We start from the raw sequence: 23657 nt of genomic DNA, 5'->3' as shown, positions 1-23657 counted from the left end.
ACTATTAATCAACCACTATTAATTTATAACAATTGATTGATAACAATGATAACACATGTACGATAAAAAAATTAGACCGTATGAATAAATCAATTTTAGTTAATTACCACTTCAAACAGAATAAACTATTAAAATAAAAAGTAAATTACATTAATATTATTTATATTTTTTATTTAATTAATTAATATAATTTAAAATCTTCGCGACTTTTTATCCTTTTCGTCAAAAAAGCGTTAAAAATGTTCATGTGTAGCTGTATATACCCAATGAATTTCAAGTTACGGCAAGGCGGCAATCAATCGAATCGGTAGATGACAGAGGATGAGTAATCACTGCCAACGTCGCCGTATAGCCGAATCAGTCTAATTTGATTCAGCTATAACTTGAAAGGCGAAGGGTATACAATATTTTTGCTGTTTTTTTATTCAATAGACCGCTTTGGAAACCGTAGCGAGTGATGCGGAGTTAAGGCGCCCGGCGCACAGCAACCTTCGTTAACATGAAGTACATGAGGATTGCGCGCACCGGGCAACGCAGGATTCGCGTCACGCAGTAGGGTTTCCGAAGAAGTCTAATGTACGGTGCTCAAATTAAGATTTAGCAGAAGTGATAAAAATTAATTTATTCAAAACTAGGCTAGGTTTTATGGATAAAAAATTTTAGGATTGATTTTAATTAAAACATTGTTATAAAAGTAATTTAATAAGAAGCTGAGAATATAGACAACATTAGTACAAGCCGCGTAAACATTCGCTTATGATGAGTTGTCTATAGCTAATACACAGGGTTATCCACAGGAATGGTGGATAACTGCCTCCAACCCTTTTACCACGAGAGTTAATGAAAGATATCCGCTAGTATCCGTTACCTGATCTTTGGATTTTTTTAGTTGTTCTTAACCTTTTTTTATTTCAATTTATTCTAAGTCTCAGCTTGCTTTATTGGCAAAGCTATTCGACATCAGTTTCTAGTGGCTGATATATACCCAATGAATTTCGAGTTACGGCAAGGCGGCAATCAGTCGAATCCCAGGAGTGTACAGTTAGTACATGACTGGGATGAGGGCAGGGCGGGATCTAACTCATTAATTAATCAATTTTAGATTACAAAACACACAATTTATGTATATTAATTAAACATATGAGAAAATTTCGTCTGCGAAATGCTTAAATATTGATCTTATTGATGACAAAAAATACAAAGTGGAATCCCGCCCTGGGGATGAGGGTGAGCAGCCAACGCCGCCGTAACTTGAAAGGCGAAGGGTATATCACACTCTACTTAACTTATTAATAATACCCTTCGCCTTTAAAGCCGCCGCGTTGTTGGCTGCCAGCTCTCGCCCTCATAGTATAATAGACCTCTTTGGAAACCGTAGCGAGTGATTCGGAGTCAAGGTGCCCGGCGCACAGCAACCTTCGTTAACATAAAGTACATGAGGATTGCGCGCACCGGACAACGCAGGATCCGTATCACCCAGTAGGTTTCCGAAGAGGTCTAATGCATCGCTACAATCTAAGCATTGGTAAGCTATTTTTGTGTTAATATCCGCAAGAGCCTATTCGAAATCTCTTGTACTCGCTAATACTTCGTTAAAAACGAGCTCAAAATGCGCATTTACTCTCTTCATTTAGTATAAAAAGAAACTGCACTTTTTCGCTCATTTTTTCTTCATCTAAGCGTCGCTCAAGAAGATTTCGAATAGGCTCTAAAACTAATCAATTAAGGAAGTAAAAATGACGACGATTGAAAAAATTAAGCGCCAGATAGCAGAAAATCCTATCATATTGTACATGAAAGGTTCACCACTGTTTCCACAGTGCGGATTTTCTGCCCGTGCAGTGAAAATGATTATGGATTGTAAGGAACCCTTCGCCCACGTGGATATCTTGCAAAACCCGGATATTCGGGCAGAGCTTCCAACATTTGCTAATTGGCCTACTTTTCCTCAACTTTGGGTAGAGGGTGAATTAATCGGCGGTTGCGATATTCTGAATGACATGAATAAAAAGGGTGAATTACAACCACTATTAAAAGAAACGGCTGAAAAATATCGTTCCCAAGAAGCTAAAATTTCACAATAGACCTCCTTAGAGGTCTAATAAAACGGTTACGAATTCAAAGTGGCCAGCCACCTAGGCGTTTCCAACGATTGACCAATTCGCAAAACAATTTAGCGGTTTGTTTGGTATCGTATAAGGCAGAATGTGCCTGACTACTTTCAAAATCGATGCCAGCCTCTAAACAGGCTTTGGCCAACACGGTCTGTCCCAACACTAAAGCACTGAGTGCAGCGGTATCAAAAGTGACAAAAGAATGGAATGGATTGTGTTTTATTAACCCCGTGCGTTCAGCGGCAGCCATAACGAAACGGTGATCGAAGGTCGCGTTATGGGCAACGACGACAGCTCGAGTACAGCCCTCCCCTTTCATTCTTTTTTTTACCGTTTCGAAGATAGTTTGCAAGGCCTTGTGTTCACTGATAGCACCCCGCAATGGATTGTCGAGGTTTATCCCATTAAATGATAACGATTTTTGTTCTAAAATAGCACCTTCAAAAGGGGCGACATGAAAATGTAAAGTTTCAGCGGGATGTAACCACCCCCCATCATTCATTTGTAAAGTCACTGCTGCTATTTCTAATAATGCGTTAGTTTGTGCATCAAATCCGCTGGTCTCTACATCAATAACAACTGGATAATATCCACGAAAACGCTGGCTTAGGTTGTTAATATTGTTTTTATTTGCCATTAAGTTTCTTATCTGTAATGAAATACGCCGGTTATTATGTCAAATTTTTGAGTAGAATGCAGGAGATGATATCAGCAATTAATGAAGACTGATAAAAACATTGCCAGATGTGTGTTAGTAAAGAACAAGATCACAGTAATAGCTATTCCTTCTTGTTGTGTTACCATGAAAATCATACTTTCCTGTAGCCTAATTGAAAAAATGCCAATCTGATATGGATTTTTTTGCTCAGGTCAACAAATAATTAAACACTTAAAATAATAATAGAAATTTATGTTTTTAATTTTTGTTAGCCATTTATTCTTTAAAATAGAAGGATCTATATTCAAGACTGGTATTGAAATGATATAGATGAAAATGGCTAGATTACTTATTGTGTTATTAATAACAACATTAAATAAAGCCGTTTTCGCCAATCACTTTTGAATATAATTTTTTCTATTCTATTTATTACATCTAAAGATTATGCTATCCTCCGCGCCTTCATGTTACATTAACAATTCACTGATGTTGAAAATCAAAGATTGAGGAGCGATTTGTTTCATTACGTTAATAGATGAAAATGCATTAATTGCTTATATTATGAATACAAACAATTATAAATTAATCAACTAATGGTTCATTGATTAATTTTCTGCATATTAATATTATCTATTCTTCAGTATAAAGAACCGTTTACAATGTTATTTTGGTTAAAAAAATGCAACGTATTCTATTTAAAAAATCACAGATTAAATTAATTTATTTTAGCGTTTTTTTCTTTGTTATCATGCTAATGTTTAGTCCGTTATTCGCGCGACAAAATGAAGCAGCGGTGGAGTCACATCCCAATAATTGTTATCAACTTAATGAAAATTATTTATTTTCTAATCAACCTTTAAATTGTGAGCCGGATTTATTAAGCAATAAAAAACATGATAAAAATAACAATAAAATTGACTACTTACCAGATTTGTTAGCCCCACAAGAGGGGTATCAATTCATAGACAATGATAAAATTAATCCACTAAATATTCTTCATGCTGCGGCAAGCAAAGATTGGAATAATATTACTACTGATAAAATAAATAGAGAGGCTAAAACAAAGATAAAAAGTACAGCGCAACATTATTTTCTAACTCCACTACAACAAAAAATTCAGTCATTATTAGCACATTTATGGCAAGCGCAATTTAATTTATCCGTTGATGATCATGGACGTTTTAGTAAAAGCAATGCGTTATTACTTACCCCTTGGTATGACAGCAAGCAACAGTTATTTTTTTCACAGATGGGTATCCATAATCAACAAGGACGTGTTATCACTAATTTTGGCATTGGACAACGTTTTGATATACAGGAGGATAATTGGCGCTGGGGTTATAATATTTTTTTAGATTATGATTTAAGTCGTCATCATCGGCGTTTAGGGATGGGTTTAGAGACCTCGATAGACTATTTTAAATTAGCAACCAATTATTACTATCCATTATCAAAGTGGCGTGGTTCTGCTGATATGAAAGATTTTCTTGAACGTCCAGCACAAGGATTTGATATCCGTGGACAAGGTTACCTACCCGCTTATCCTCAATTCGGTATTTCAGTGAAATATGAACAGTACTTTGGTGATCAAGTCGCACTCTTTGGCGTCGATAAAAAAACATGGCAGCAAGATCCCTATTCTGTCACCTTCGGGCTTGATTACACCCCTTTTACTCTAGCAACCATCAATATAAGTCATAAACAAGGACAGAAAGACCACAAAGATACGCAATTTGGCTTGACGTTGAATTACCAATGGGGTGTTCCATTAAATCAACAATTGGATCCGCAAAAGGTAGCGGAGCGCCGGAGTTTAAAAGGAAGTCGCTTTGATATAGTGGATCGTAATTACAATATTGTTCTTGAATATAAAGAAAAACAGATTATCAGCGTTGATCTTCCACCGGTACCAGCAGGATTATTAGAAGGGGATAGCTATACCCTACAGCCGTTATTTAAGAGCAAATATCCTATCAGTAAAATACGTTGGCTTGGCGATAAAATGGCGCTTTCTTTACTGCCCACGGCGGGTGATCTCAACCCTCAGGGTTGGAAAATTACAATACCTGCCTGGCAGCCAATATCAAAACATAATAATACTTATCGCCTAGCGCTTGAAATTACTGATCAAAAAGGCAATACCGCGATTTCTAACGATATACATATTCTGAGCACTCACCATCGAAAAGGAAAATTATCTGTTGTAGGAGATAACAGTGCCACTGCCAGCGGTGCAGACACTGATGCGATTTTATTGAAAATTAATCTACAAGATCATAAAGGGATGCCTATTCAGAATGCGGACATAAAACCAAGCTGGCATCTGGTAAAAACAGATGGAAAAAAAGTGCCATTAGTGATGGAAAAATCTTGCCCTAACGACAGTAATGGGCAAGTGACTCCTTGTGTCCGCATTGTCGAGACGACTAAAAAAGGAGGCGAAAATAAAATTAAACTTATTAGTAGCCTGCCCGGAAATTTTAAATTAGCCGCATCAATGTCAGATTACGGTGAAAGTAATAGCGTATCTTTATCTTTCAATGAGACGGGGAGTCGTGCGGCGGTAGTTCGGGTAGAAGTCATCGATGCAAAAAAAGTAGATCTACTCAGCACTAAAAGTATCCCGCTTATCGGAGAGCGCTATCAGGTGAAGTTTTACGCTAAAAATGGTGAAGACATTACACAGCAAATACCGGCCAATAGTATCAAATGGTGGTTACACGGTGAAAACATCGAATGCAATGCCTCACTTAACGATCATGACACCGTAATGCGTGGATATACTTTTACGCCTCGTAGACAGGAAGAAAGTAATACTGGTCTAACTTGTGGCGATCAAGGATTTAAAATTAAGGTTACTTATTAAAGAGGCTAAAGGTAGAGGGCTCAGAGACTATTCGAAATCTTCTTGAGCAACACTCAGACGAGGCAAAAGCGGACGAAACAGCGCAGTTTACATAGCATAAATGAGCATTTTGAGCTTGTTTTTAACGAAGTATCAGCGAGTACAAGAGATTTCAAGCTGTTGGATAAAAACTCATGGAATAAAGGGTATGACATTAGTATTAAAGAAAACCGCCATTATTTTAATTACAGTAATTTTATGGTTGAGTGGCAGTTATTCGGTGGTGATTGCCAATCCGGAAACTACTGCCGATTCAAACATTATCCCAGGCACAAGAATGAGCAAGGAAACGGCAAGAATACAGGGACGGAAGCCCACGATCAGCGCACCTTCTACTCATCAGCCTGATGCGGTAGATATTAATCGAGTTTCAGCTGTTGAAGGAAAATTCACCCCTGTAGATACCCTAAAGTTGATCTACGACTACTATGATGAAGACGGTGATGTCGATAAAAGTACGGTGAACTGGTTTTATACTTTAGAGGGTGTTGATTACCCTATTCCGGATGCCGTCAATACTTTAGCTGATCATTCAACATCAGGTAGTTCAATGGTCACTCTCCCCCCGCAGGCAGAAGGAGCGTCAGCTATCAAAGCACGCATTCAGGTCGCCTCTGCTTACGGTTATCCTAATATTGGTAAGCTGATCACCATTAACGAGATGAGCCAATCGAATACGCATATCACGGCAGAAAAATTAACGATGGCCACCGGTGGTATTTTTTTGGCAACAGATAACCCTCATGCGGGTTCAGGTGCACAAGATTACACTCTACCGGGCGCACCGAATTTAATCATTGGTGAAACCTATTTATTCCGCGCATGGAATGATGACAATAAAAATCGAGTTTGGGATACAAACGAAACTGATATCACTCGCAATCTCAAAAAAATTCAATGGATATTAAACGGCAATAATGTGATGGCCGTTAGAAGCAAATCACCTTCAATATTGGATAAAAGAGCAGTGTCTGGCGCTATTACCGACCAATATACGATACCTATCAACAGCCGCTCTAAATCAGGCGCGCTAGCCGGAGATCAAGGCTTCAATTTAATGGTTGAATTTAATTAACCATCGCAACAAATCCTACTAGAAAAAGAAGGAAGAAATAAAATGAAGAGATTTTTTATTTTTAAAAAAATAATACTGCTATTAGCGTTAATCCATTATGGCACCAATGGTGCTTATGCAATAAGGACACAGCCTACTTCTATGATTCAAGGGCATGCGCCTAAATTAAATAAGATTGATTTTTTATTTAGCGGATCGGGTACAAAACTCACTATCGGTGAAAAGATCCAGTTAGAATATAACTATCAGGATGAAGATGGTGATGCCGATGATTCAGCGAATCACATAGAATGGTATGCCATCACATCAACAGGTGAAAAACAACTCCCGGCGACCGATATTACTAATACATCAGCACCAGACAACTCAGCTACAGCTACAGGTAAAAGCACATTAACTATTCCAACGTCGGCTCTAGGAGCGACTGGATTTAAAGTAAAAATAATACCGACGTCACTAACCGGTATTCCTCATATAGGTGAAATTATCACTATTGATGATATTACTGCTAATACACATGGCACTTCTATTGGCGTTACCGGCCCCGTCGGCTTTGGCGATAAACTCCCTTCACATATCGTGCCGGCATTTATGCTAGCACCGATACCGGCTTTACAACGAACCTGATTGGTAATTCAGCTTCGTTGCAAGTAAACAATAAATATATATTCAAATTATTCGATAACGGCCAAGATATTACTGATCGCGTTAATTATACTTGGTATTTAGAAGGAAAAAGTGCCACAGACGGAAGAACAGGGGCATTTAATACAGGAGTAAAAAACGCAGATTATACCGTCCCCGCTAATATTACAGCCACATTAATAACGGGTTCAATTGATGGTGCTCAGGGATTCAGTTTAGCTGTCGATTATGAATAATTTAATTTTTATCGTAAAAGCTAATGACAATATTACTCAATGAATTTCGAGTTACGGCAAGGCGGCAATCAATCGAATCCCAGGAGTGTGGTACATGACAGAGGATGAGAGATTGGCTGCCAACGCCGCCGTAACTTGAAAGGCGAAGGGTATATATAAGCTTAAAGAAGTAGGAACATTATTAAATGAATCCACATGGTACGCGCAGTAGAAATAAAAGCTTAACCTCCATCGGTTATTGGCTATGGTTATACCTTCTGACTTTATTGGTTTGTTCTCCAGCGGCTGCAATTTTCAGTGGTAAAACAGGCGTTATCCATGGACGCCCGCCGATGGCTAATGGTGTTTTGCATGTACTGGCGCCTGATGGTACTGAACTGCAAGATAACGCTATTTTGAGCTTATCAGACAGCCCAGCACAATTTACTCTTTCCAATATAACCAAAGATATCTCCGTATCAGATAAAGATGGTGATGCAGGATTAAGCAGCAGAATCGAGGATCGGCGCTCTACTTTTATTTGGCAGTCTGGAGGGAAAGATCTGAGTGAAGATGAAAAATCACGTTCGTTTAATGCTATGCAGGCTGAAGGTAAAAAATATACATTGATCGTTGAGACGGCGGTGTTGGCAAGTTCTAGCAGCGGTATACCCAGAGACAAATGGCATCGGTTATCCCGGACTTATCAATTACGTGTTACCAAAACCTTCATTACTCCGAACAATATGATAATAACCGGTAGTAAAATAAACGCGGATGGCTCTAAAACTTACCGCATAAAGATTATTGTGACCGATGAAAAGGGAAAGCCGGTTGCTGATCAGAATGTAAGAATACGCACCACTCATCAAGCGGCTCTTGATCCAAATGGAGTGATTCCACGCATTAAAGGTCAATTAAGTCCATTGATTGTACAAAACATGAAAACGAATAAAAAAGGTATAATAACCATTAGCGTTACTAATACTAAAGCGGTTAACAGTTCTGTTTTTGCGCAATTAAACAATAACAGTGAGCAAGAAAAAAAGTTATCTTTTCCGTAGAGTTAGGACACATTTATCGATATACCCACAGTCCTTCAAGTTGCCGCTAGGCGGCCAGGGCGACCGACCGATGAGCGTAGACATACTACGTGATTCGGCGAACACCCGCAGCCAACAACGCGGCGGCTTGAAAGGCGAAGGGTATACAAACTTTTATCACAGGAGACAATAGTAGCTAAGATTTTCTAAAATAGATAACATGCTTTGTTCTTAAGATAAAAATAAGGTGAAAAAAATGAAAAAATTAACACTAAAAGAAATGACGGCAAGTGAACAATTTGAAGTAAAAACCCAACTTGGAAGAAGCAAAGCCAACCTGGGTCGCGCACTCACGAATGCCGAGCAAAACAGAATTAAAGATATGGCCGTGAATAAAATTATGCAAAAACGCGCCGATGTTATCAAAGCGACACGTTTAGAAAAGAAAATAGCAAAAACAACATTAAATACAGTAACTTTTAATTGGTCAGCTTCGATCAATACCCGGCCAGCAAGATAAATAAAAAAACTTAACCAGCAGGCGTTCAAGGTTTACGGGCAATCAAGGTCACGCGTAGTGGAGCGGGATAGCCCTCTATTGTTTTGCTGTGATCATGTGGATCAAGAAAATCGGCTAGCGAGGCACTGTTTATCCAATCAGTTCGGCGTTGTTCATCAAGGGTAGTGCTGACAATGTTGACAGTGTTAATGTCAATAAATCCACACTTTGCTAACCAAGACTGAAGGGCTTGAGGAGAAGGGATAAAATAAACATTACGCATCTGCGCATAACGATCTCCAGGAACCAATACATGATGCTTATCACCGGTAACAACGAGCGTCTCAAGTACCAATTCACCGCCAGAGACCAATTGATCTTTAAGCTGATAAAGATGCTCCAATGGAGAACGGCGATGATAAAGAACCCCCATCGAAAATACGGTATCAAACGCTTTTAAGGCAGGAAGTTGTTCGGTCACAAGGGGTAACAAATGCGCTCGCTGATCGGCAGCGAGGAGTTTTCGAACCGCTTCAAATTGGCAAAAAAATAATGGCATGGGATCAATGCCGATAGCAAGCCGCACACCAGAACCAAGCATTCGCCATAAGTGATATCCATTACCGCAACCGACATCCAAAACGGTTCGGCCTTCCAATGAGCTAAGATGTGGCAATATCCTCTGCCATTTCCAATCCGAACGCCATTCAGTATCAACATTCACGCCATATAAAGAAAAAGGACCTTTTCGCCAAGGCATTAACCCACGTAATAATTTTTTAATCTCTTCACGTTGATGATCAGAAAACTCGGGAGTGATCTCGGCATGTACCCTATGCAACAAGTCCAATCTGCTCGGCGTCACCTGAGGCAGATTATCAATGATGTTAAGCCATTTTTTAATGTCATCTCGTTCTCGCTTCTGCCGCCAATGAGCGAGTTGGTGAGGTAACGTATCGAGCCAGGGATTTAAAGGACTTTCAGCGATTAATTGGTAAAAAGGATCAAATTCAATCATTAGACCTCTTCGGAAACTATCATTTATCTAATTTCCATATTATAAATTGCAGCAATCAGATTAAATCTTAATCCAAAACGTTTTCGCCTGTTTCGATAACGGTCTGATACAATTTTAAATCTTTTAATCATACCAATGACATGTTCGTTTAATACACGCTGGCTTGATAACGCACGATTGTTGCGTTTATCTTCTTTTGTTAAGGGATTTTTCTTTGTCTTTTTCTTAGGCAACGCCGAGTTTGAATGAATCTTGCCAAGCCCTTGGTAACCTGTATCGGTAACTGTTTTGATGTCAGGATGTATTCGCACACCAGACTCCTTAAACAACCTAAAATCATGGCGCCTCCCATTCGTAAAGCTTGTACAGATGACTGCTTTACTTTTTTTATCAACGAGCACTTGTGTTTTTAAGGTGTGTCGTTTCTTTTTTCCTGAGTAAAACGGCTTTTGTTTTTTTGGGGACGTTCAATCGGCGTTTCTGTGGCATCAATAAGAACCAGCTCATACTCCCTATCCCTTTTTAATACAGCTTTGCGTCCAGGTAGGGCAAAATCAGGATGCTTTATTAGTGTATTCTCTATCCATTTAATCGTTTCATAGCATGTGCTCTCACTCACGCCATAGCTTTGGCTGACATGAAAATAAGTGCGATATTCTCGTATATACTCCAGTGCCATTAATAAGCGCTCTTCTAAACCCCGCTTGGGTTTCCGACCTCCTTTCCCTTGCTTACTCTTATCTGCTTCATTCAATATCTTTATCATCTTTTCAAATGTACTGCGTTTAACACCCGTTAAGCGACGAAATTTTTCCTCTTCCAGTACTTTTATTACTTCATATTTCATGGCGGCTCCTTGTTCAGGAGTGTTTTACCAAAATTCTTATATGAATGCTAGTTTCCGAAGAGGTCTATTGAAAAAAATCATAGTATTCTGATGAGTTGTGGGCCCCGAAAAATCAGCCCGAGTTTTGTGCCTTCAACCATTGTGAATATGATCACAGGTCACTTAAGTATTAAATATGGCCTTCGTGGGCCGAGCATTTCTATATCAACCGCTTGTACTTCAGGTGTGCACAATATCGGCCATGCAGCGCGTATTATTGCTTACAACGACGCTGATGTAATGTTTGCTGGTGGCGCAGAAAAAAAGCCAGTACCCCGCTGGGGATTGGTGGTTTTGGCGCTGCCCGAGCGTTGTCAATGCGCAATGATAGTCCGACAACAGCCAGTCGCCCTTGGGATAAAGCGCGTGATGGCTTTGTTTTGGGTGATGGAGCCGGTATCTTGGTATTAGAAGAATATGAGCATGCGAAAAATCGGGGTGCGAAAATTTATGCCGAAGTGATGGGTTTTGGCATGAGTAGCGGTGCTTACCATATGACTGCGCCTCCGGAAAAGGGGACAGGTGCTGCGTTAGCGATGCAAAATGCATTGCGTGATGCAGGTCTCGAGCCCTCACAAATCGGTTATATTAATGCGCATGGCACCTCTACTATGGTGGGTGATAAAGCAGAAACGGAAGCGATGAAAGCGGTTTTTGGCAAAGCGGTGACTAAAGTGCCGATCAGTTCGACAAAATCAATGACCGGGCATCTGTTAGGGGCAGCCGGGGCGATAGAATCTATCTTTTCTATTTTAGCGTTATGCGATCAAATGATCCCGCCAACCATTAATTTGCATAATCAAGATGTAGAATGTGATTTAGATTTTGTCCCGAATGCCTTTCGAGAGGTAAAGGGATTGAAATATAGTTTGTGTAATTCCTTTGGTTTTGGCGGCACTAATGGCTCTTTGATTTTTGGTAAGTTAGAGGCTGAATCTTAGTCAAAAATACACTTAAAATGCTCATTTACTTTAGTAAACTGAGCGTTTTGCCTGTTTTCATTCCATTGTAGACCTTGTTATACCGTTCGCCTTTGAAGCCGCCGCGTTGTTGGCTGCGGGTGCTCGCCGAATCACGTAGTATGTCTACGCTCATCGGTCTCACTCCCTGGCCGCCTAGCGGCAACTTCAAAGGCGAACGGTATACTTATTAATTTTGTTGAGCAGTAAACAAATGCTCATTTGTTGAATGAGTAATGCTTTTTGTTCCACCTGAATTTACTTCATTTGCTTCAGTGACTAAAAATGAAGACATGCCAGCTATCAGTTTATCGATATTTTCGCCATTCATTTCATGTTTTTCTGCCTTATTAGTGGGGATCTTTTTATCCGCCGAGATCTGGCCAAGGTAAGGATCCCCCTCTTCATCAATGTCTAATTGATAAAAATCGCCTAATTTATCCATGATAACAATATGCCGGTAACCTGCATCACGCATAAAATGGCTAATACGGATCACAACGTCACCGATATTGGCATCTAAGTTCGTGCCAGCCAGAATAATATCATCTCCTTCTTGGTATATTTGATTCAACTGCGCCAGAGATATCGTGTGAAGTAGTAACAGATCTAACTGAGGGGAGGCTTGCGCGTCCTGATTATCGATACAAATTTTTCTGACAGCGTCTTTTTCATGATAAATATGGTAAATATCCGCCCCTGCTCCCCCTATCAGGGTATCGTCGCCACGACGGCTATGTAGCTGATTATCTAAGTTATTACCCAGAATATGATCATTAAAGGGAGTGTCTTCTGCGATTAATGACATAAACTCAGGCAGCACGATTTTGCTGTTACCTAGCGTGATCGCGCCGGGTTCGTCACCATTATGCTGTTGTAAATGAATAGAATAATCGGCGGGGAGGTTTTTGAAAAAATCAATGCTGCTGCTTCTGCGATCATGCAGCGTACTGTATTGTGCATTGAACTGCGGTAAAAAGGGCCAATGATTATCGTCATCATTCCTCTTGATTATTTTTGGCCATTGCGGAAACAACAGCATGCCGTCACGGGTTGAAAAAATAGCCTGTTTGGCCAGTGTGAGTTGATCGGGGGTATCGGCAGAAGCTTGATAGATATCCATGAGTTTTAACCGGGTTTCGCTAGCATTGTCGTTACGCAGTAAGATTTCTATCCCATATCGGTTGTTTTCTGTATTGGTTTGGATCAACTGAATGGAAAGGATCTGATCGAGATGATATTCGAGCATGATATTACTGGCTTCTGGGGTCGATTCATCCAGTGATAGGCTTTCATCAATAGCGATAACACTTGCTGATGTCTTTGCATTTTGCAAAATATGGTAGCTGTCTATCCCACGGCCACCATCAGCATAACCTTTTGTTAACACTAAAATATCATCACCTCCACCGCCATATAAACGGTCATCACCCCCTCTGCCATCGAGGTAATTATTATGCTGATTGCCGGTTAAAATATCGTCGCTTTCAGCGTGCCCTATAGCATGCTCAATGTGGTTGATGGTAGCAACTAACGCGGTTTGCCCACGGTAGCGAACCGTCCCTTGGTTAAGATCAATGTCATAACCGCTGCCGATAACTGGTTTTCGACTGGCAACAATGCTGTCATTATTATCTATGCCTCCTTTTAATGTACTGGGCTCTGTTGGTGCTCCTTTGCCCTCTAAATAAAATACATTCGCTAATTGCCCCCCTTGATAGTTTTTACGGCCTAGCCCTACTTGAAAAATATTTTTTTTATTTTTATCGCCGATGGCGGTATCGTTACCTTCACCGAGATTAAAAAGGATCGCGTTGTCTTTTGTTTCGATCTCCATTTCGTCCGATTGAGGGCGCTCTTTTTTTCTTACATTCGGCGTCAGGCCATTCTGTGGCTGGTTGGCATCAATAAAATCATCGACGTCCCGTAAATTAATCGGTGTGAAATAATGGTATTGGCTGTCGACTTCTGAAAAATAAAGTTCAAAAAGAGGATATTTAGCGGCATACTTTTTCTTTACTTGGTTTATTTCTTCTGGGCGTATTTTATCTTCTCCCCCGCGTGGCAGCATTTTACGCCTTTTTTGCCCTCTGACTATTTTATGTCCAGTGACTTGATATAGGAATAAGTAGCGGTAAGGGCGTTCTTGTAAATCAAAATCACCACGACTGTTCAACAGTCTGTTCTAGACGTGCTTTTAGGCTGATTTTTTCGACTAATTGACCCTGTTTATTCCATCTGAATACTGTTTTATGTTGTGAGGCTTTATGGTGCCAATGACCTGATTTGGCATCTTGCGTTATTTTACTGCCTGCTTTGAGGGCACCAATCCCTTCAGCAACAGAGAGGATGGTTGAACGTGCGGCGATATCAGTACGGATCCCCCGTTGATCAAGTTGTTGTGCCAGATCTTTGGCAAAAGGAACCAGACAGCAACCCACCCACTAGGCTAATGTAGTTAGCAGCACTGTTAACACCGTATTGAGCACTGAATTTTCTATTAAAGTGCGTCAGCCTTATCGCCAATGCTTGCGCTGTTGTATCCGCCATAGTGTCGACCATAGTATCGCCCATCCTGTGCTGATCAGAGAAGGAGCCTCCACCGCCGTGCCCGACCAATTGCCAACGTATTTTTCCACTCAGTTGAGTGGGATCACCATAAACCACCCGATAATCGCCCTTATTATTTAGCTGAACGAATACCGAATTGCGGTGCTTACTCGCCAAGCTTGCTGCTGCATTCACACAATATCTATCATCTTCAAGTTGAATGATGATTTGGCTTTGGTAATGGCTGTCTCCTCCGTTATTAATTTTGATAACCAGTGGCTTTTCCCAAGCATGATCCGCCTGGTATATCGCTTTTATATCCGCTAATCGCTCTAGCTGTAAGTTGTCGATATAATTTTTATCGCCAAATTTAGCCAACATAAAAAATTCGGCATCTGGCCAGATCGCGTCTTGATTATCTCTTATTTTTGCGATGGCAGATTGCAGATAGTCCATCGCTTGTTGCGCGCGGGCGTTAGGTTGCGGCTCGATCAATTCTTGATAATGATAACCAAGGTGTATGGTTTTTTCCCTGTCATCTAAAAACACTTTATTGAGTATGTGCTGATCCTGAGCATGCAACAATAAGCGTTTAAATTCTGCAAAGTCTTCTACTGAGGTCAATTTTACCTGATAGGTGCTAGCAAAATCGGCCAAGTTTATCGGTGGTGAGGCACCTGAAAAACGTGATTTCGGTTGTAGATGTAGATAGGGATCAGTCTGTACGGCTCGGATCATGGCATCGGTTAAGCCTAAATTGTCACCATGCGCTTCATTAAATGCATAAAGATAAAGTTGATTCGCCAGCGCTGGCCTGGTTGCGGCAATATCGTTTATCACTGTTTTGAAATGTGCCATGTCGGCAGAAAAAAGCGCGCTATTAAGTTGATCGACTAATTTTGAAAAGGCGGCATTACGCTGAGGATCAGGCTGTTTGGCAATATAATCCCTCAGTTGATTTTTTAGGATAAAAGCGGTTTGAGTCTTTTCGATGCCCCGTGTGTTATGTAGTTTATCCAGTGTCATCAGGATAGGCTGGTATCCCGTTTTTATAAAAGACATTGGTATGATCTTTAACAGATCATCACGAGACATCACACGCCGAAATTTACCCTGCAAACTGCTGCTGGTGGTCGTTAACCAAGAGTGGGTTCTATCTTCTTCGGTACTACCATTAAATTGTTCAAAGAGATCTTGATCAAAGGAGACGCGAGGATCTGAATCAAACCAACGTTGAGATAATTTTTTTAGTCCCTGTGTTACCGCTCCCGGTCCGCTAATACTGATAGTCGCTCTGGCTTCAGGCAAAAGACCATCTAGACGATAATTGACTGCAGGCGTGGCATCAAAATCATCACTCCCACTGCCATAATCATGTTTGAACTGATGGGCGTAGCCGAGTATTTTCTCTTGATTAATATCGGTATATTGTTGGATATCAACCAAATCTAGGTCTTCTAATCGATGATAATTATTGGTTATATATTGCATCAGGGTGGTTAATGATGCGCTGTTTGCCGGTGCCACTATTCCGGCATTAGATCCCGTGAAAAATATTTTTGCGCGCCGCAGCCCGTCAGGCAATATCTTTTGTGGCGCTAATGCCTGGAAAAAATCTCGAGGGGAATGACCTTTATTACGAATACAGATCCGCATTTTATCCACTAAAGTTGCATGATCCGCGCTGCGTTTTGCAAATATGGCAACATAATCTTGATATTGACCCTTCTCAGCCAACGCCGTTCGCGCAGGAAAATCTGCCTGTAAATGTTCCAGTACTAATTGGGTTTGCAAAAGAGCGATATTGCCTTCTTGCAATCTCTTCATTTCTGTGATGATTTCTGTATTAAAGAGATCGGGTTTCCATTGAGGTAAAAAATCAACATCAAAATAAACACCGCCTTGTTGATTGAGTATTTGCAGCCGTAAAAGATCAGAAGCTGCCGCGGTATTTTGCCGCAGCGCCAATTCTTGGTAATAATATTTTTTATCTATTCCCTGATCTAATACCGTATTAATATCTTGCAGAATATAATCGGAGCCGGCATTGGCGATAAAATTATTAAAAGAGGCTTGGTTGTCAGCCATGATATGTTCTAAATTTTCTCTCGATCCGCCTAATCGCCGGCAAATAAAGTCTAATGCTGCCTGATCGAAAGTTTGATTATTTTTGAGTGCTTGAGTTATTTCGCTATAGGCTTGGTTTTGTAATTGGATCACCTTATCAACCCAATCAATTTCACCGATAAAGGTATTTTTTGCGGCAAAATCTTTGATGTGTTTCGCTAACGGATAAACCAACAGCGCGTTAGGATCATACCAAATTTTTATACGGTAGCCCTGCTGTCCTTTATTGGTCTCTCCCCAGGCCTTAATATAATCTTGCTGTATTTTTCCTAGCTGCCCGAGCCAAATAAAATGTAAATTTTTAGGCACTGTTTGTTGCAGCGCCGGTATATTTGCCAGTGCTATGCAACGTTGCTGAACGCTGGTTAATAACGTCCGTATTGCTTGCGGAGCCGGGTCGGTATTTTTTTCAATAGCCTGGTAGAGAGATTGATTAATTTGTTGGAGTAATTGGAATTCTTGTTGGGAGTTTTTAATAGGGTTGAACGATGCGTGATAATTTTCGAGTGTCGCTATTATTTTTTGATAGGCTGGATCGGTTATTAGTATATCTTCATCTAATTTACTCATTAATTCTTTTGCAGTCATTAAAGCCGTCATAGTTATGTCCTTATGTCAATTTGATCCATTTTCCTAAAGGTAGAGATTTTATTGTTGATTTTTTCAACAAATTTTGCGGTTGGCGTAACATTCATTGATGCATTTTTGTTATATTACATTTACTCACACAAAAAATTTCGAACAGGCTCCAAGAGTCAATGTGATATGACGATAAGAAAAAAATACCCCCAGGTACTGATTATTTTAGTATTGCTCTGTTTAGCGTTATCAGTCGTGTTAAGTTTAGGCTATATGAAAATAAAAAATTTTTCCGATAGTCGCTTAGCGATCAAGCAGGAAACGCTTTTTACGTTACCCTCGGGTAGCGGAAGGGTAGCGCTCGAGGCGTTACTATTACAGCAGCAGGTGATAGCCCCCTCTTCATTATTCTCCTGGTTACTGCACATCGAACCTGAGTTGGCTAAATTTAAAGCGGGCATCTACCGTTTGATGCCTGATATGACGGTTAGAGACATGCTGAATTTATTGGCTAGCTGTAAAGAAGCCCAATTTTTTATTCTTTTTATTGAAGGCAGTACTTTTAAGGATTGGCTGAATAAATTACAGGGTGCGGACTATGTAAAACAGCAATTAATAGGAAAAAACAATGCTGATATTGCCTCGTTGCTGGCGTTGGAAAGTAATGCACCGCTCGAAGGGTGGTTTTATCCCGATACTTATTCGTATACTGCGGGAACCACTGACATCAGTTTACTCAAACGTGCCCACGAAAAAATGGCCAAAGTCGTTGCTGAGATTTGGCAAGGGCGTGATGAATTACTCCCTTATAAAACGCCGAATGATTTAGTGGTGATGGCGTCAATTATAGAAAAAGAGAGTGCTATCAATGATGAACGTCACATTGTTGCATCGGTGTTTGTCAACCGTTTGCGATTGGGAATGCGATTGCAAGCCGATCCTACGGTGATTTATGGTATGGGTGAAAACTACAAAGGCAAACTCACACGTAAAGATTTGCTGACTACTACCCTGTATAATACCTATACCAATAGTGGATTACCTCCAACCGCTATTGCTATGCCGAGCTTAGTTTCGCTAAATGCCGCGGCTCATCCGGCTAAGACGCAATATCTTTATTTTGTCGCCGACGGTCAGGGAGGGCATAAATTTAGTGCTGATTTAGCCCAGCATAATGATGCAGTTCGTATTTATCGTCAGGGCTTGAAGGACAAAAAAATGCACAGTAAAATGATAACCGGTAAATTTATCGTGATTGAAGGCCTGGAAGGCGCAGGAAAAACGACGGCGGGAGAGACAGTGGCTCAAGTCTTACGTGCTAACGGGATTAATGATATTGTTCAGCCCCGTGAGCCTGGCGGCACGCCGGTGGCAGAAAAATTACGTGAACTGATAAAACAGCGTATAGATTCTGATCCTCTCACAGATAAAGCAGAAGTTTTAATGTTATATGCTGCTCGAGTGCAGTTGATCGAAAATGTTATTAAACCCGCGTTAGCGCGTGGGACTTGGGTAGTGGGTGATCGTCATGATTTATCATCCCAAGCTTACCAGGGAGGCGGGCGGGATGTTGATAGCAAATTGATGACATCATTACGTGATAGTCTGCTGGGCTCCTTTCGTCCTGATTTGACATTATATTTAGATATTTCTCCTGAGCAGGGATTAGCGCGTGTTAGATTGCGTGGGTCTCCTGATCGTATTGAACAAGAATCTCTGGCATTTTTTACCCGGGTTCATGAGCGTTATCTGAAATTGGTGGCAGGCGATAGCAATATTAAAATGATTAATGCGGCGCAACCACTTGCGCAGGTGAGTGCTGAAATTCGGCGAGAACTTGAAAAATGGTTGGAAATGAATGGTTTTGAAGAAAAGAATGTCTGAATAAGACAATATATACCCAATGAATTTCGAGTTACGGCAAGGCGGCCAGGGCGACCGACCGATGAGCGTAGATAGACCATGAGGCGAGCACTCGCAGACAACAAAGCCGTAACTTGAAAGGCGAAGGGTATACCCAATACTCGCTACAGTTTCGAAAGAGGTTTAAGAAATTAATGATGACTTGGTATCCCTGGCTCACCGCTCCCTATCACCAATTGCTCAATCAGCACATCATCGGGCGTGGTCATCATGCATTATTGTTACATGCGTTGCCTGGCAATGGGGCAGAGTCGTTGTTTTATGGATTGAGTCGATGGTTAATGTGTCAGCAAAAGCAAAACGACAAAAGTTGTGGTCGCTGCCACAGTTGTTGCTTAATGCTGGCGGGTAATCATCCTGATTATTATCACTTGATGCCAGAAAAAGGTAAAACACGTTTGGGTATCGAATCCATCAGGCAAATTACAGAAAAACTTGCTTCTCATGCTCAACAGGGCGGTGCGAAAGTGATTTTGTTGCCTCAGGTTGAACAATTGACGGATATTGCGGTAAACGCATTGCTAAAAACCTTGGAAGATCCTCCTGAAGAAACCTATTTCGTGCTGGGGTGTTATCAGCCGTCTCGTGTTTTGGCTACTTTACGTAGCCGTTGTTTTTATTGGCATCTAGCGAGTCCGGATCCCGATTTAAGTGTGCGGTGGTTAAGTGATCAGGTCATGGCTGAATCGACTGTGATCTTGACGGCACTGCGGCTGACTAATGGCGCGCCCTTGGCGGCGAAACAACTGCTAGAGCCAGCACATTGGCAGCAGCGCACGGTTTGCTGTACTGCGTTATCTCGGGCTCTTTTGTCTGGTGATATGCTGTCATTATTGCCACAATTGCATCATGATGAGGTCAATGAGCGTTTGCATTGGCTCATCTCTTTGTTACTCGATGCGCTGAAATGGCAGCATCGATCAGGAGATTTTATTGTTAATCAGGATCAACTGCCATTAGTGCAACAATTGATGCAAAAATTATCCATTGAGGCGTTATTAAAATCTGCGAACCAATGGATGTATTGCCGTCATCAGTTGTTGTCGATTGTTGGGCTAAATCGTGAATTAGTGATTACTGAACAGTTGCTGAATTGGGAAAGTATGCTGTCATAGTCTGCGGTTTTGTCTTTTTATTTATTTTTTAGCGCCTATAGTGACGTTCAGACGAAGAAAATAGGCTTTTATCAAGAGTTGATACACTATGTTATTAATTGATTCTCATTGCCATCTCGATAGCTTGGATTATCAGCAATTGCATGCCGATGTTGATGATGTGCTAGCTAAAGCTAAGGCACGTGGTGTGGGTTTTGTTTTGGCGGTAGCCACTACCTTACCGGGTTTTAGCGCTATGGTGGAGTTGATCGGCGAGCGTAAAAATGTCGCATTTTCTTGTGGTGTACATCCCCTCTATCTTAAAGAAAGTTATGATGATAAAAAATTGTTAAAACTGGCTTCTGCGAGCAAGGTAGTCGCATTAGGGGAAACGGGGCTGGATTATTCTTACCAAAAAGATAATATTGCGCAGCAGCAAAAATCATTTCGACAACATATTTGTATCGGTCGTGAGTTAAATAAGCCGGTGATTGTGCATACTCGTGCGGCAGCTGAGGATACGCTGGCTATTTTACAGCAAGAAAATGCACGAGATTGTAGGGGGGTTTTACACTGTTTTACTGAAGATCAAGCGACTGCGAAAAAGTTACTGGATTTAGGATTCTATTTGTCATTTTCTGGGATTGTGACTTTTCGTAATTCTGACAAGTTACGTGAGGTTGTACGCTATGTTCCATTAGACCGCCTGCTAATTGAAACTGATTCACCTTATTTAGCACCGGTTCCGAACCGAGGAAAAGAAAATCAACCGGCTTATGTTCTTGATATTGCTGAATATATCGCAGTGCTAAAAAAAATTAGCTTGGAAGAATTGGCAGAGGAAACCACTAAAAATTTTTCTACGTTGTTTCATATTGACATATCAAGATTGGAATATTTTGGTAATCAATAAATTTTTTGTAACTACTATTTACGCCTTTTTAAGGCGTAATGTATTACTAAACCTAATAACGTGTTTATACCCTTCGCCTTTCAAGTTACGGCTTTGTTGTCTGCGGGTGCTCGCCTCATGGTCTATCTACGCTCATCGGTCGGTCGTCCTGGCCGCCTTGCCGTAACTCGAAATTCATTGGGCGTATGTCCTTTGGCGTAAATTAGTCTATTAATTTGTAATTTATTACAAAAAGCGATACCAATCCTGGAAATTTTTTTCTTTGTTTATAGAAACGTGATTATCACCAAACATTAAAAAGACAATTTATTTTACTCTTCGTAATAACCAAAGAGCGCTAAAGATGCTCAGTTTAGTAAAGGATTACCTGTTTTTGTAACGAGGAATAAGAAACAATAAAAAATTATTTATTATTAACCAGGAGTATATTTCATTATGTTTAGAAACGCATTTGCAAGCCTGCAAAAAGTGGGTAAATCGCTAATGCTACCGGTATCCGTATTACCTATCGCCGGTATTTTATTGGGGGTAGGTTCCGCTGATTTTAGCTGGTTACCTGCGGTAGTCTCTCACGTCATGGCAGAAGCGGGTGGTTCCGTATTTGCTAACATGCCATTAATTTTTGCTATCGGGGTTGCATTAGGTTTTACTAACAATGATGGTGTTTCGGCTTTAGCTGCTGTTGTGGCCTATGGCATTATGGTGAAAACCATAGCTGTAATTGCGCCATTGATCTTGCATATGCCTGCGGATGAAATTTCTGGCAAGCGTTTGGCTGATACCGGGGTGTTAGGTGGGATAGCAGCAGGTGCAGTTGCCGCTTATATGTTTAATCGTTTTTATCGGATTAAATTACCCGAATACTTAGGATTTTTTGCCGGTAAACGTTTTGTCCCTATTATTTCTGGTTTTTCGGCTATTTTATTAGGAGGGATATTGGCCTTCATTTGGCCACCGATAGGTAATGCGGTACAAACTTTTTCACAGTGGGCTGCTTATCAGAATTCGGTAGCGGCGTTTGCTATTTATGGTGTTGTAGAACGTGCCCTGGTTCCCTTCGGTCTTCATCATATATGGAATGTTCCTTTTCAAATGCAAATTGGAGAATATATTAATTCGGCTGGGCAGGTATTTCATGGTGATATTCCGCGTTATATCGCCGGTGATCCAACGGCGGGGAAATTATCAGGTGGCTTTTTATTTAAAATGTATGGTTTGCCCGCAGCTGCTATTGCAATTTGGCATTCCGCTAAACCTGAAAACCGAGCTAAAGTCGGCGGCATCATGATTTCTGCCGCTCTCACCGCATTTTTGACGGGTATCACTGAACCGATAGAATTCACTTTTATGTTTGTGGCTCCGGTTCTGTACGCGATTCATGCCATTTTAGCGGGGTTAGCTTTCCCCATTTGTATTTTACTTGGCATGCGCGATGGTACGAGTTTCTCTCATGGATTAATTGATTTTATCGTACTGAGCGGTAACAGCAGTCGGATCTGGTTATTTCCTTTAGTTGGTATTTGCTATGGTTTCGTTTATTACATTATTTTTCGCTTGCTGATCGTAAAATTAGATCTCAAAACTCCCGGTCGTGAAAGTGAATCGGATGAGCAAATGTTGCGGAGTGGCTCTGAAATGTCCGCGGCGCTGGTTGCCACCTTTGGTGGTAAAAAAAATATTCTTAACTTAGATGCCTGTATTACTCGTTTACGTGTCAGTGTGGAAGATATTACTAAAGTAGATCAAGCGGGTTTGAAAAAGCTTGGCGCTGCTGGTGTTGTAGTTTCAGGCTCTGGAGTGCAGGCTATTTTTGGTACTAAATCAGATAATTTAAAAACGGATATGGATGAATATATTCGTGATAATTGATTTTGTTATACCCACAGCTCTCGAAGTTGCCGCCAGGCGGTCAAGGGCGTGAGACCGATGAGCCTAATACCATGAGGGCGGGAACCCCGTAGCCAACAACGCGGCGGCTTGAAAGGCGAAGGGTATAGTGCCGATTCCCTTTGAGCCGTTACGCTATTTACAAAGAAATATTAACTATGACTGAAGAAACGATTTTTAGTAAAATTATTCACCGTGAAATACCTGCCGATATTGTGTATCAAGATAATTTGGTAACCGCATTCCGTGATAGTAAGCCCCAAGCCCCTACCCATATTTTGATTGTTCCTAGGAAACCTATTCCTACGCTAGATGAGGTTGCTGAAGAAGATAAGATTATTTTGGGGCGCATGATGTGGGTTGCGACTAAAATAGCTAAGAGAGAAGGTATTGCCGAAAAGGGGTATCGATTGATCGTCAATTGTAAGGATGATGCCGGCCAAGAAATTTACCATCTTCACATGCATCTGCTGGGTGGTAAGCCACTAGGCCCTTTGTTGGGTGAACTTCCTAAAACACTAGCTAGGTGACGCGAATTTTAGCTATATACCCTTCGCCTTTCAAGTT

The 23657-nt window shown here is 40.8% G+C and carries 20 protein-coding genes and 2 pseudogenes; 15 read left to right on the top strand and 7 right to left on the bottom strand.

The genetic code is table 11. The features are described 5' to 3' along the window. The first annotated feature begins 1736 nt into the window (after positions 1-1736). Positions 1737-2084, top strand: a complete 348-nt coding sequence (grxD, locus tag REG_RS04895) for a Grx4 family monothiol glutaredoxin (protein WP_006704703.1) — start codon at positions 1737-1739, stop codon at positions 2082-2084. Positions 2085-2118: 34 nt separating this feature from the next. Here grxD and rnt read toward each other — a convergent pair whose 3' ends face one another. Further along, the gene (gene rnt / locus REG_RS04890) at positions 2119-2751 is read right to left on the bottom strand and encodes a ribonuclease T (RefSeq protein ID WP_006704702.1); all 633 of its coding nucleotides are present in this window, start codon (positions 2749-2751) and stop codon (positions 2119-2121) included. Positions 2752-3451: 700 nt separating this feature from the next. On the opposite strand from rnt, the gene REG_RS04885 reads away from it, so the two are divergent. The 7 genes from REG_RS04885 (at position 3452) to REG_RS04865 (ending at position 9175) form a co-directional block, all read left to right on the top strand. Next, positions 3452-5638 carry an inverse autotransporter beta domain-containing protein gene (locus tag REG_RS04885; RefSeq protein WP_039907403.1) on the top strand — a complete coding sequence of 729 codons (2187 nt, stop codon included), beginning with the start codon at positions 3452-3454 and terminating at the stop codon, positions 5636-5638. A 187-nt stretch (positions 5639-5825) separates the two neighbouring features. Next, positions 5826-6752 (top strand): hypothetical protein, encoded by a 927-nt coding sequence (locus REG_RS04880; RefSeq protein WP_050749326.1) that lies wholly within the window; start codon positions 5826-5828, stop codon positions 6750-6752. A gap of 42 nt (positions 6753-6794) precedes the next feature. Further along, on the top strand, positions 6795-7379 hold the full coding sequence (locus REG_RS04875; protein WP_050749325.1) for a hypothetical protein: 585 nt from the start codon (positions 6795-6797) through the stop codon (positions 7377-7379). Positions 7380-7396: 17 nt separating this feature from the next. Continuing rightward, a complete protein-coding gene (locus tag REG_RS12015) occupies positions 7397-7633 on the top strand; it encodes a hypothetical protein (protein WP_050749324.1) in 237 nt (78 codons plus the stop codon). Positions 7634-7818: 185 nt separating this feature from the next. Then, the gene (locus REG_RS04870; protein WP_006704699.1) at positions 7819-8676 is read left to right on the top strand and encodes an Ig-like domain-containing protein; all 858 of its coding nucleotides are present in this window, start codon (positions 7819-7821) and stop codon (positions 8674-8676) included. Beyond that, entirely contained in the window at positions 8645-8848 is a 204-nt protein-coding gene (locus REG_RS13715; protein WP_218015668.1) for a hypothetical protein, read from the top strand. Before REG_RS04870 ends, REG_RS13715 begins: the two co-directional genes overlap by 32 nt. A gap of 63 nt (positions 8849-8911) precedes the next feature. Beyond that, positions 8912-9175 carry a DUF3811 domain-containing protein gene (locus REG_RS04865; protein WP_039907401.1) on the top strand — a complete coding sequence of 88 codons (264 nt, stop codon included), beginning with the start codon at positions 8912-8914 and terminating at the stop codon, positions 9173-9175. 25 nt (positions 9176-9200) lie between these two features. On the opposite strand, the gene cmoB is transcribed toward REG_RS04865, so the two are convergent. Then, positions 9201-10172, bottom strand: a complete 972-nt coding sequence (gene cmoB / locus REG_RS04860) for a tRNA 5-methoxyuridine(34)/uridine 5-oxyacetic acid(34) synthase CmoB (protein WP_006704697.1) — start codon at positions 10170-10172, stop codon at positions 9201-9203. Positions 10173-10195: 23 nt separating this feature from the next. Further along, positions 10196-11019 (bottom strand): IS5-like element ISRein1 family transposase gene (locus REG_RS12010; RefSeq protein ID WP_260200023.1). Its coding sequence is split into 2 segments (ribosomal slippage): positions 10196-10632 and positions 10632-11019, totalling 825 coding nucleotides; the frame shifts between segments, so codons are not numbered across the junction. Positions 11020-11085: 66 nt separating this feature from the next. Here REG_RS12010 and REG_RS04845 point away from each other — a divergent pair. Next, positions 11086-11999: pseudogene (locus REG_RS04845) on the top strand (beta-ketoacyl-ACP synthase II); the annotation flags it as partial. A 25-nt stretch (positions 12000-12024) separates the two neighbouring features. On the opposite strand, the gene REG_RS13195 reads toward REG_RS04845, so the two are convergent. Genes REG_RS13195 through REG_RS04830 form a run of 4 tightly spaced genes read right to left on the bottom strand, consistent with a single transcriptional unit; the run spans position 12025 to position 17294 of the window. Next, positions 12025-12189, bottom strand: a complete 165-nt coding sequence (locus REG_RS13195) for a hypothetical protein (protein WP_176603430.1) — start codon at positions 12187-12189, stop codon at positions 12025-12027. A gap of 18 nt (positions 12190-12207) precedes the next feature. Next, positions 12208-14193 (bottom strand): calcium-binding protein, encoded by a 1986-nt coding sequence (locus REG_RS04840; protein WP_039907399.1) that lies wholly within the window; start codon positions 14191-14193, stop codon positions 12208-12210. Beyond that, positions 14177-14458 carry a hypothetical protein gene (locus REG_RS04835; protein WP_039907397.1) on the bottom strand — a complete coding sequence of 94 codons (282 nt, stop codon included), beginning with the start codon at positions 14456-14458 and terminating at the stop codon, positions 14177-14179. The genes REG_RS04840 and REG_RS04835 overlap by 17 nt, the downstream gene beginning before the upstream one ends. Then, positions 14409-17294, bottom strand: a complete 2886-nt coding sequence (locus tag REG_RS04830) for a TcdA/TcdB catalytic glycosyltransferase domain-containing protein (RefSeq protein ID WP_039907395.1) — start codon at positions 17292-17294, stop codon at positions 14409-14411. Before REG_RS04830 ends, REG_RS04835 begins: the two co-directional genes overlap by 50 nt. A 171-nt stretch (positions 17295-17465) precedes the next feature. On the opposite strand from REG_RS04830, the pseudogene mltG reads away from it, so the two are divergent. The 6 genes and pseudogenes from mltG to REG_RS04800 all read left to right on the top strand — a co-directional run. Further along, positions 17466-18497, top strand: a pseudogene (gene mltG, locus REG_RS14140) (endolytic transglycosylase MltG); the annotation flags it as partial. Next, positions 18492-19157, top strand: a complete 666-nt coding sequence (gene tmk / locus REG_RS14135) for a dTMP kinase (RefSeq protein WP_311317248.1) — start codon at positions 18492-18494, stop codon at positions 19155-19157. The pseudogene mltG and the gene tmk, both read left to right, overlap by 6 nt. 176 nt (positions 19158-19333) lie before the next feature. Further along, positions 19334-20311 (top strand): DNA polymerase III subunit delta', encoded by a 978-nt coding sequence (gene holB, locus REG_RS04815; protein ID WP_039907485.1) that lies wholly within the window; start codon positions 19334-19336, stop codon positions 20309-20311. A gap of 88 nt (positions 20312-20399) precedes the next feature. Continuing rightward, complete coding sequence (locus REG_RS04810; RefSeq protein WP_006704694.1) at positions 20400-21203, top strand: metal-dependent hydrolase; 804 nt, start codon at positions 20400-20402, stop codon at positions 21201-21203. Between the two features lie 435 nt (positions 21204-21638). Continuing rightward, on the top strand, positions 21639-23072 hold the full coding sequence (gene ptsG, locus REG_RS04805) for a PTS glucose transporter subunit IIBC (RefSeq protein WP_006704693.1): 1434 nt from the start codon (positions 21639-21641) through the stop codon (positions 23070-23072). Between the two features lie 176 nt (positions 23073-23248). Continuing rightward, on the top strand, positions 23249-23620 hold the full coding sequence (locus tag REG_RS04800; protein ID WP_039907483.1) for an HIT domain-containing protein: 372 nt from the start codon (positions 23249-23251) through the stop codon (positions 23618-23620). The last annotated feature ends 37 nt before the right edge of the window (positions 23621-23657 follow it).

This window comes from Candidatus Regiella insecticola LSR1, from assembly GCF_000143625.1.
GTDB classification, from domain to species: Bacteria; Pseudomonadota; Gammaproteobacteria; order Enterobacterales; family Enterobacteriaceae; genus Regiella; species Regiella insecticola.
Note: the sequence above shows the minus strand (reverse complement) of the source record. Positions and strands in the feature narration are given on the sequence as shown.

Coding starts and splice junctions, on each gene's coding strand:
- REG_RS04830 (WP_039907395.1), bottom strand. CDS start 17,294: ATGACGGCTTTAATGACTGCAAAAGAATTAATGAGTAAATTAGATGAA.
- REG_RS04880 (WP_050749326.1), top strand. CDS start 5,826: ATGACATTAGTATTAAAGAAAACCGCCATTATTTTAATTACAGTAATT.
- holB (WP_039907485.1), top strand. CDS start 19,334: ATGACTTGGTATCCCTGGCTCACCGCTCCCTATCACCAATTGCTCAAT.
- REG_RS04810 (WP_006704694.1), top strand. CDS start 20,400: ATGTTATTAATTGATTCTCATTGCCATCTCGATAGCTTGGATTATCAG.
- tmk (WP_311317248.1), top strand. CDS start 18,492: ATGCACAGTAAAATGATAACCGGTAAATTTATCGTGATTGAAGGCCTG.
- cmoB (WP_006704697.1), bottom strand. CDS start 10,172: ATGATTGAATTTGATCCTTTTTACCAATTAATCGCTGAAAGTCCTTTA.
- REG_RS04870 (WP_006704699.1), top strand. CDS start 7,819: ATGAATCCACATGGTACGCGCAGTAGAAATAAAAGCTTAACCTCCATC.
- REG_RS04875 (WP_050749325.1), top strand. CDS start 6,795: ATGAAGAGATTTTTTATTTTTAAAAAAATAATACTGCTATTAGCGTTA.
- REG_RS04865 (WP_039907401.1), top strand. CDS start 8,912: ATGAAAAAATTAACACTAAAAGAAATGACGGCAAGTGAACAATTTGAA.
- REG_RS04800 (WP_039907483.1), top strand. CDS start 23,249: ATGACTGAAGAAACGATTTTTAGTAAAATTATTCACCGTGAAATACCT.
- grxD (WP_006704703.1), top strand. CDS start 1,737: ATGACGACGATTGAAAAAATTAAGCGCCAGATAGCAGAAAATCCTATC.
- ptsG (WP_006704693.1), top strand. CDS start 21,639: ATGTTTAGAAACGCATTTGCAAGCCTGCAAAAAGTGGGTAAATCGCTA.
- REG_RS04885 (WP_039907403.1), top strand. CDS start 3,452: ATGCAACGTATTCTATTTAAAAAATCACAGATTAAATTAATTTATTTT.
- rnt (WP_006704702.1), bottom strand. CDS start 2,751: ATGGCAAATAAAAACAATATTAACAACCTAAGCCAGCGTTTTCGTGGA.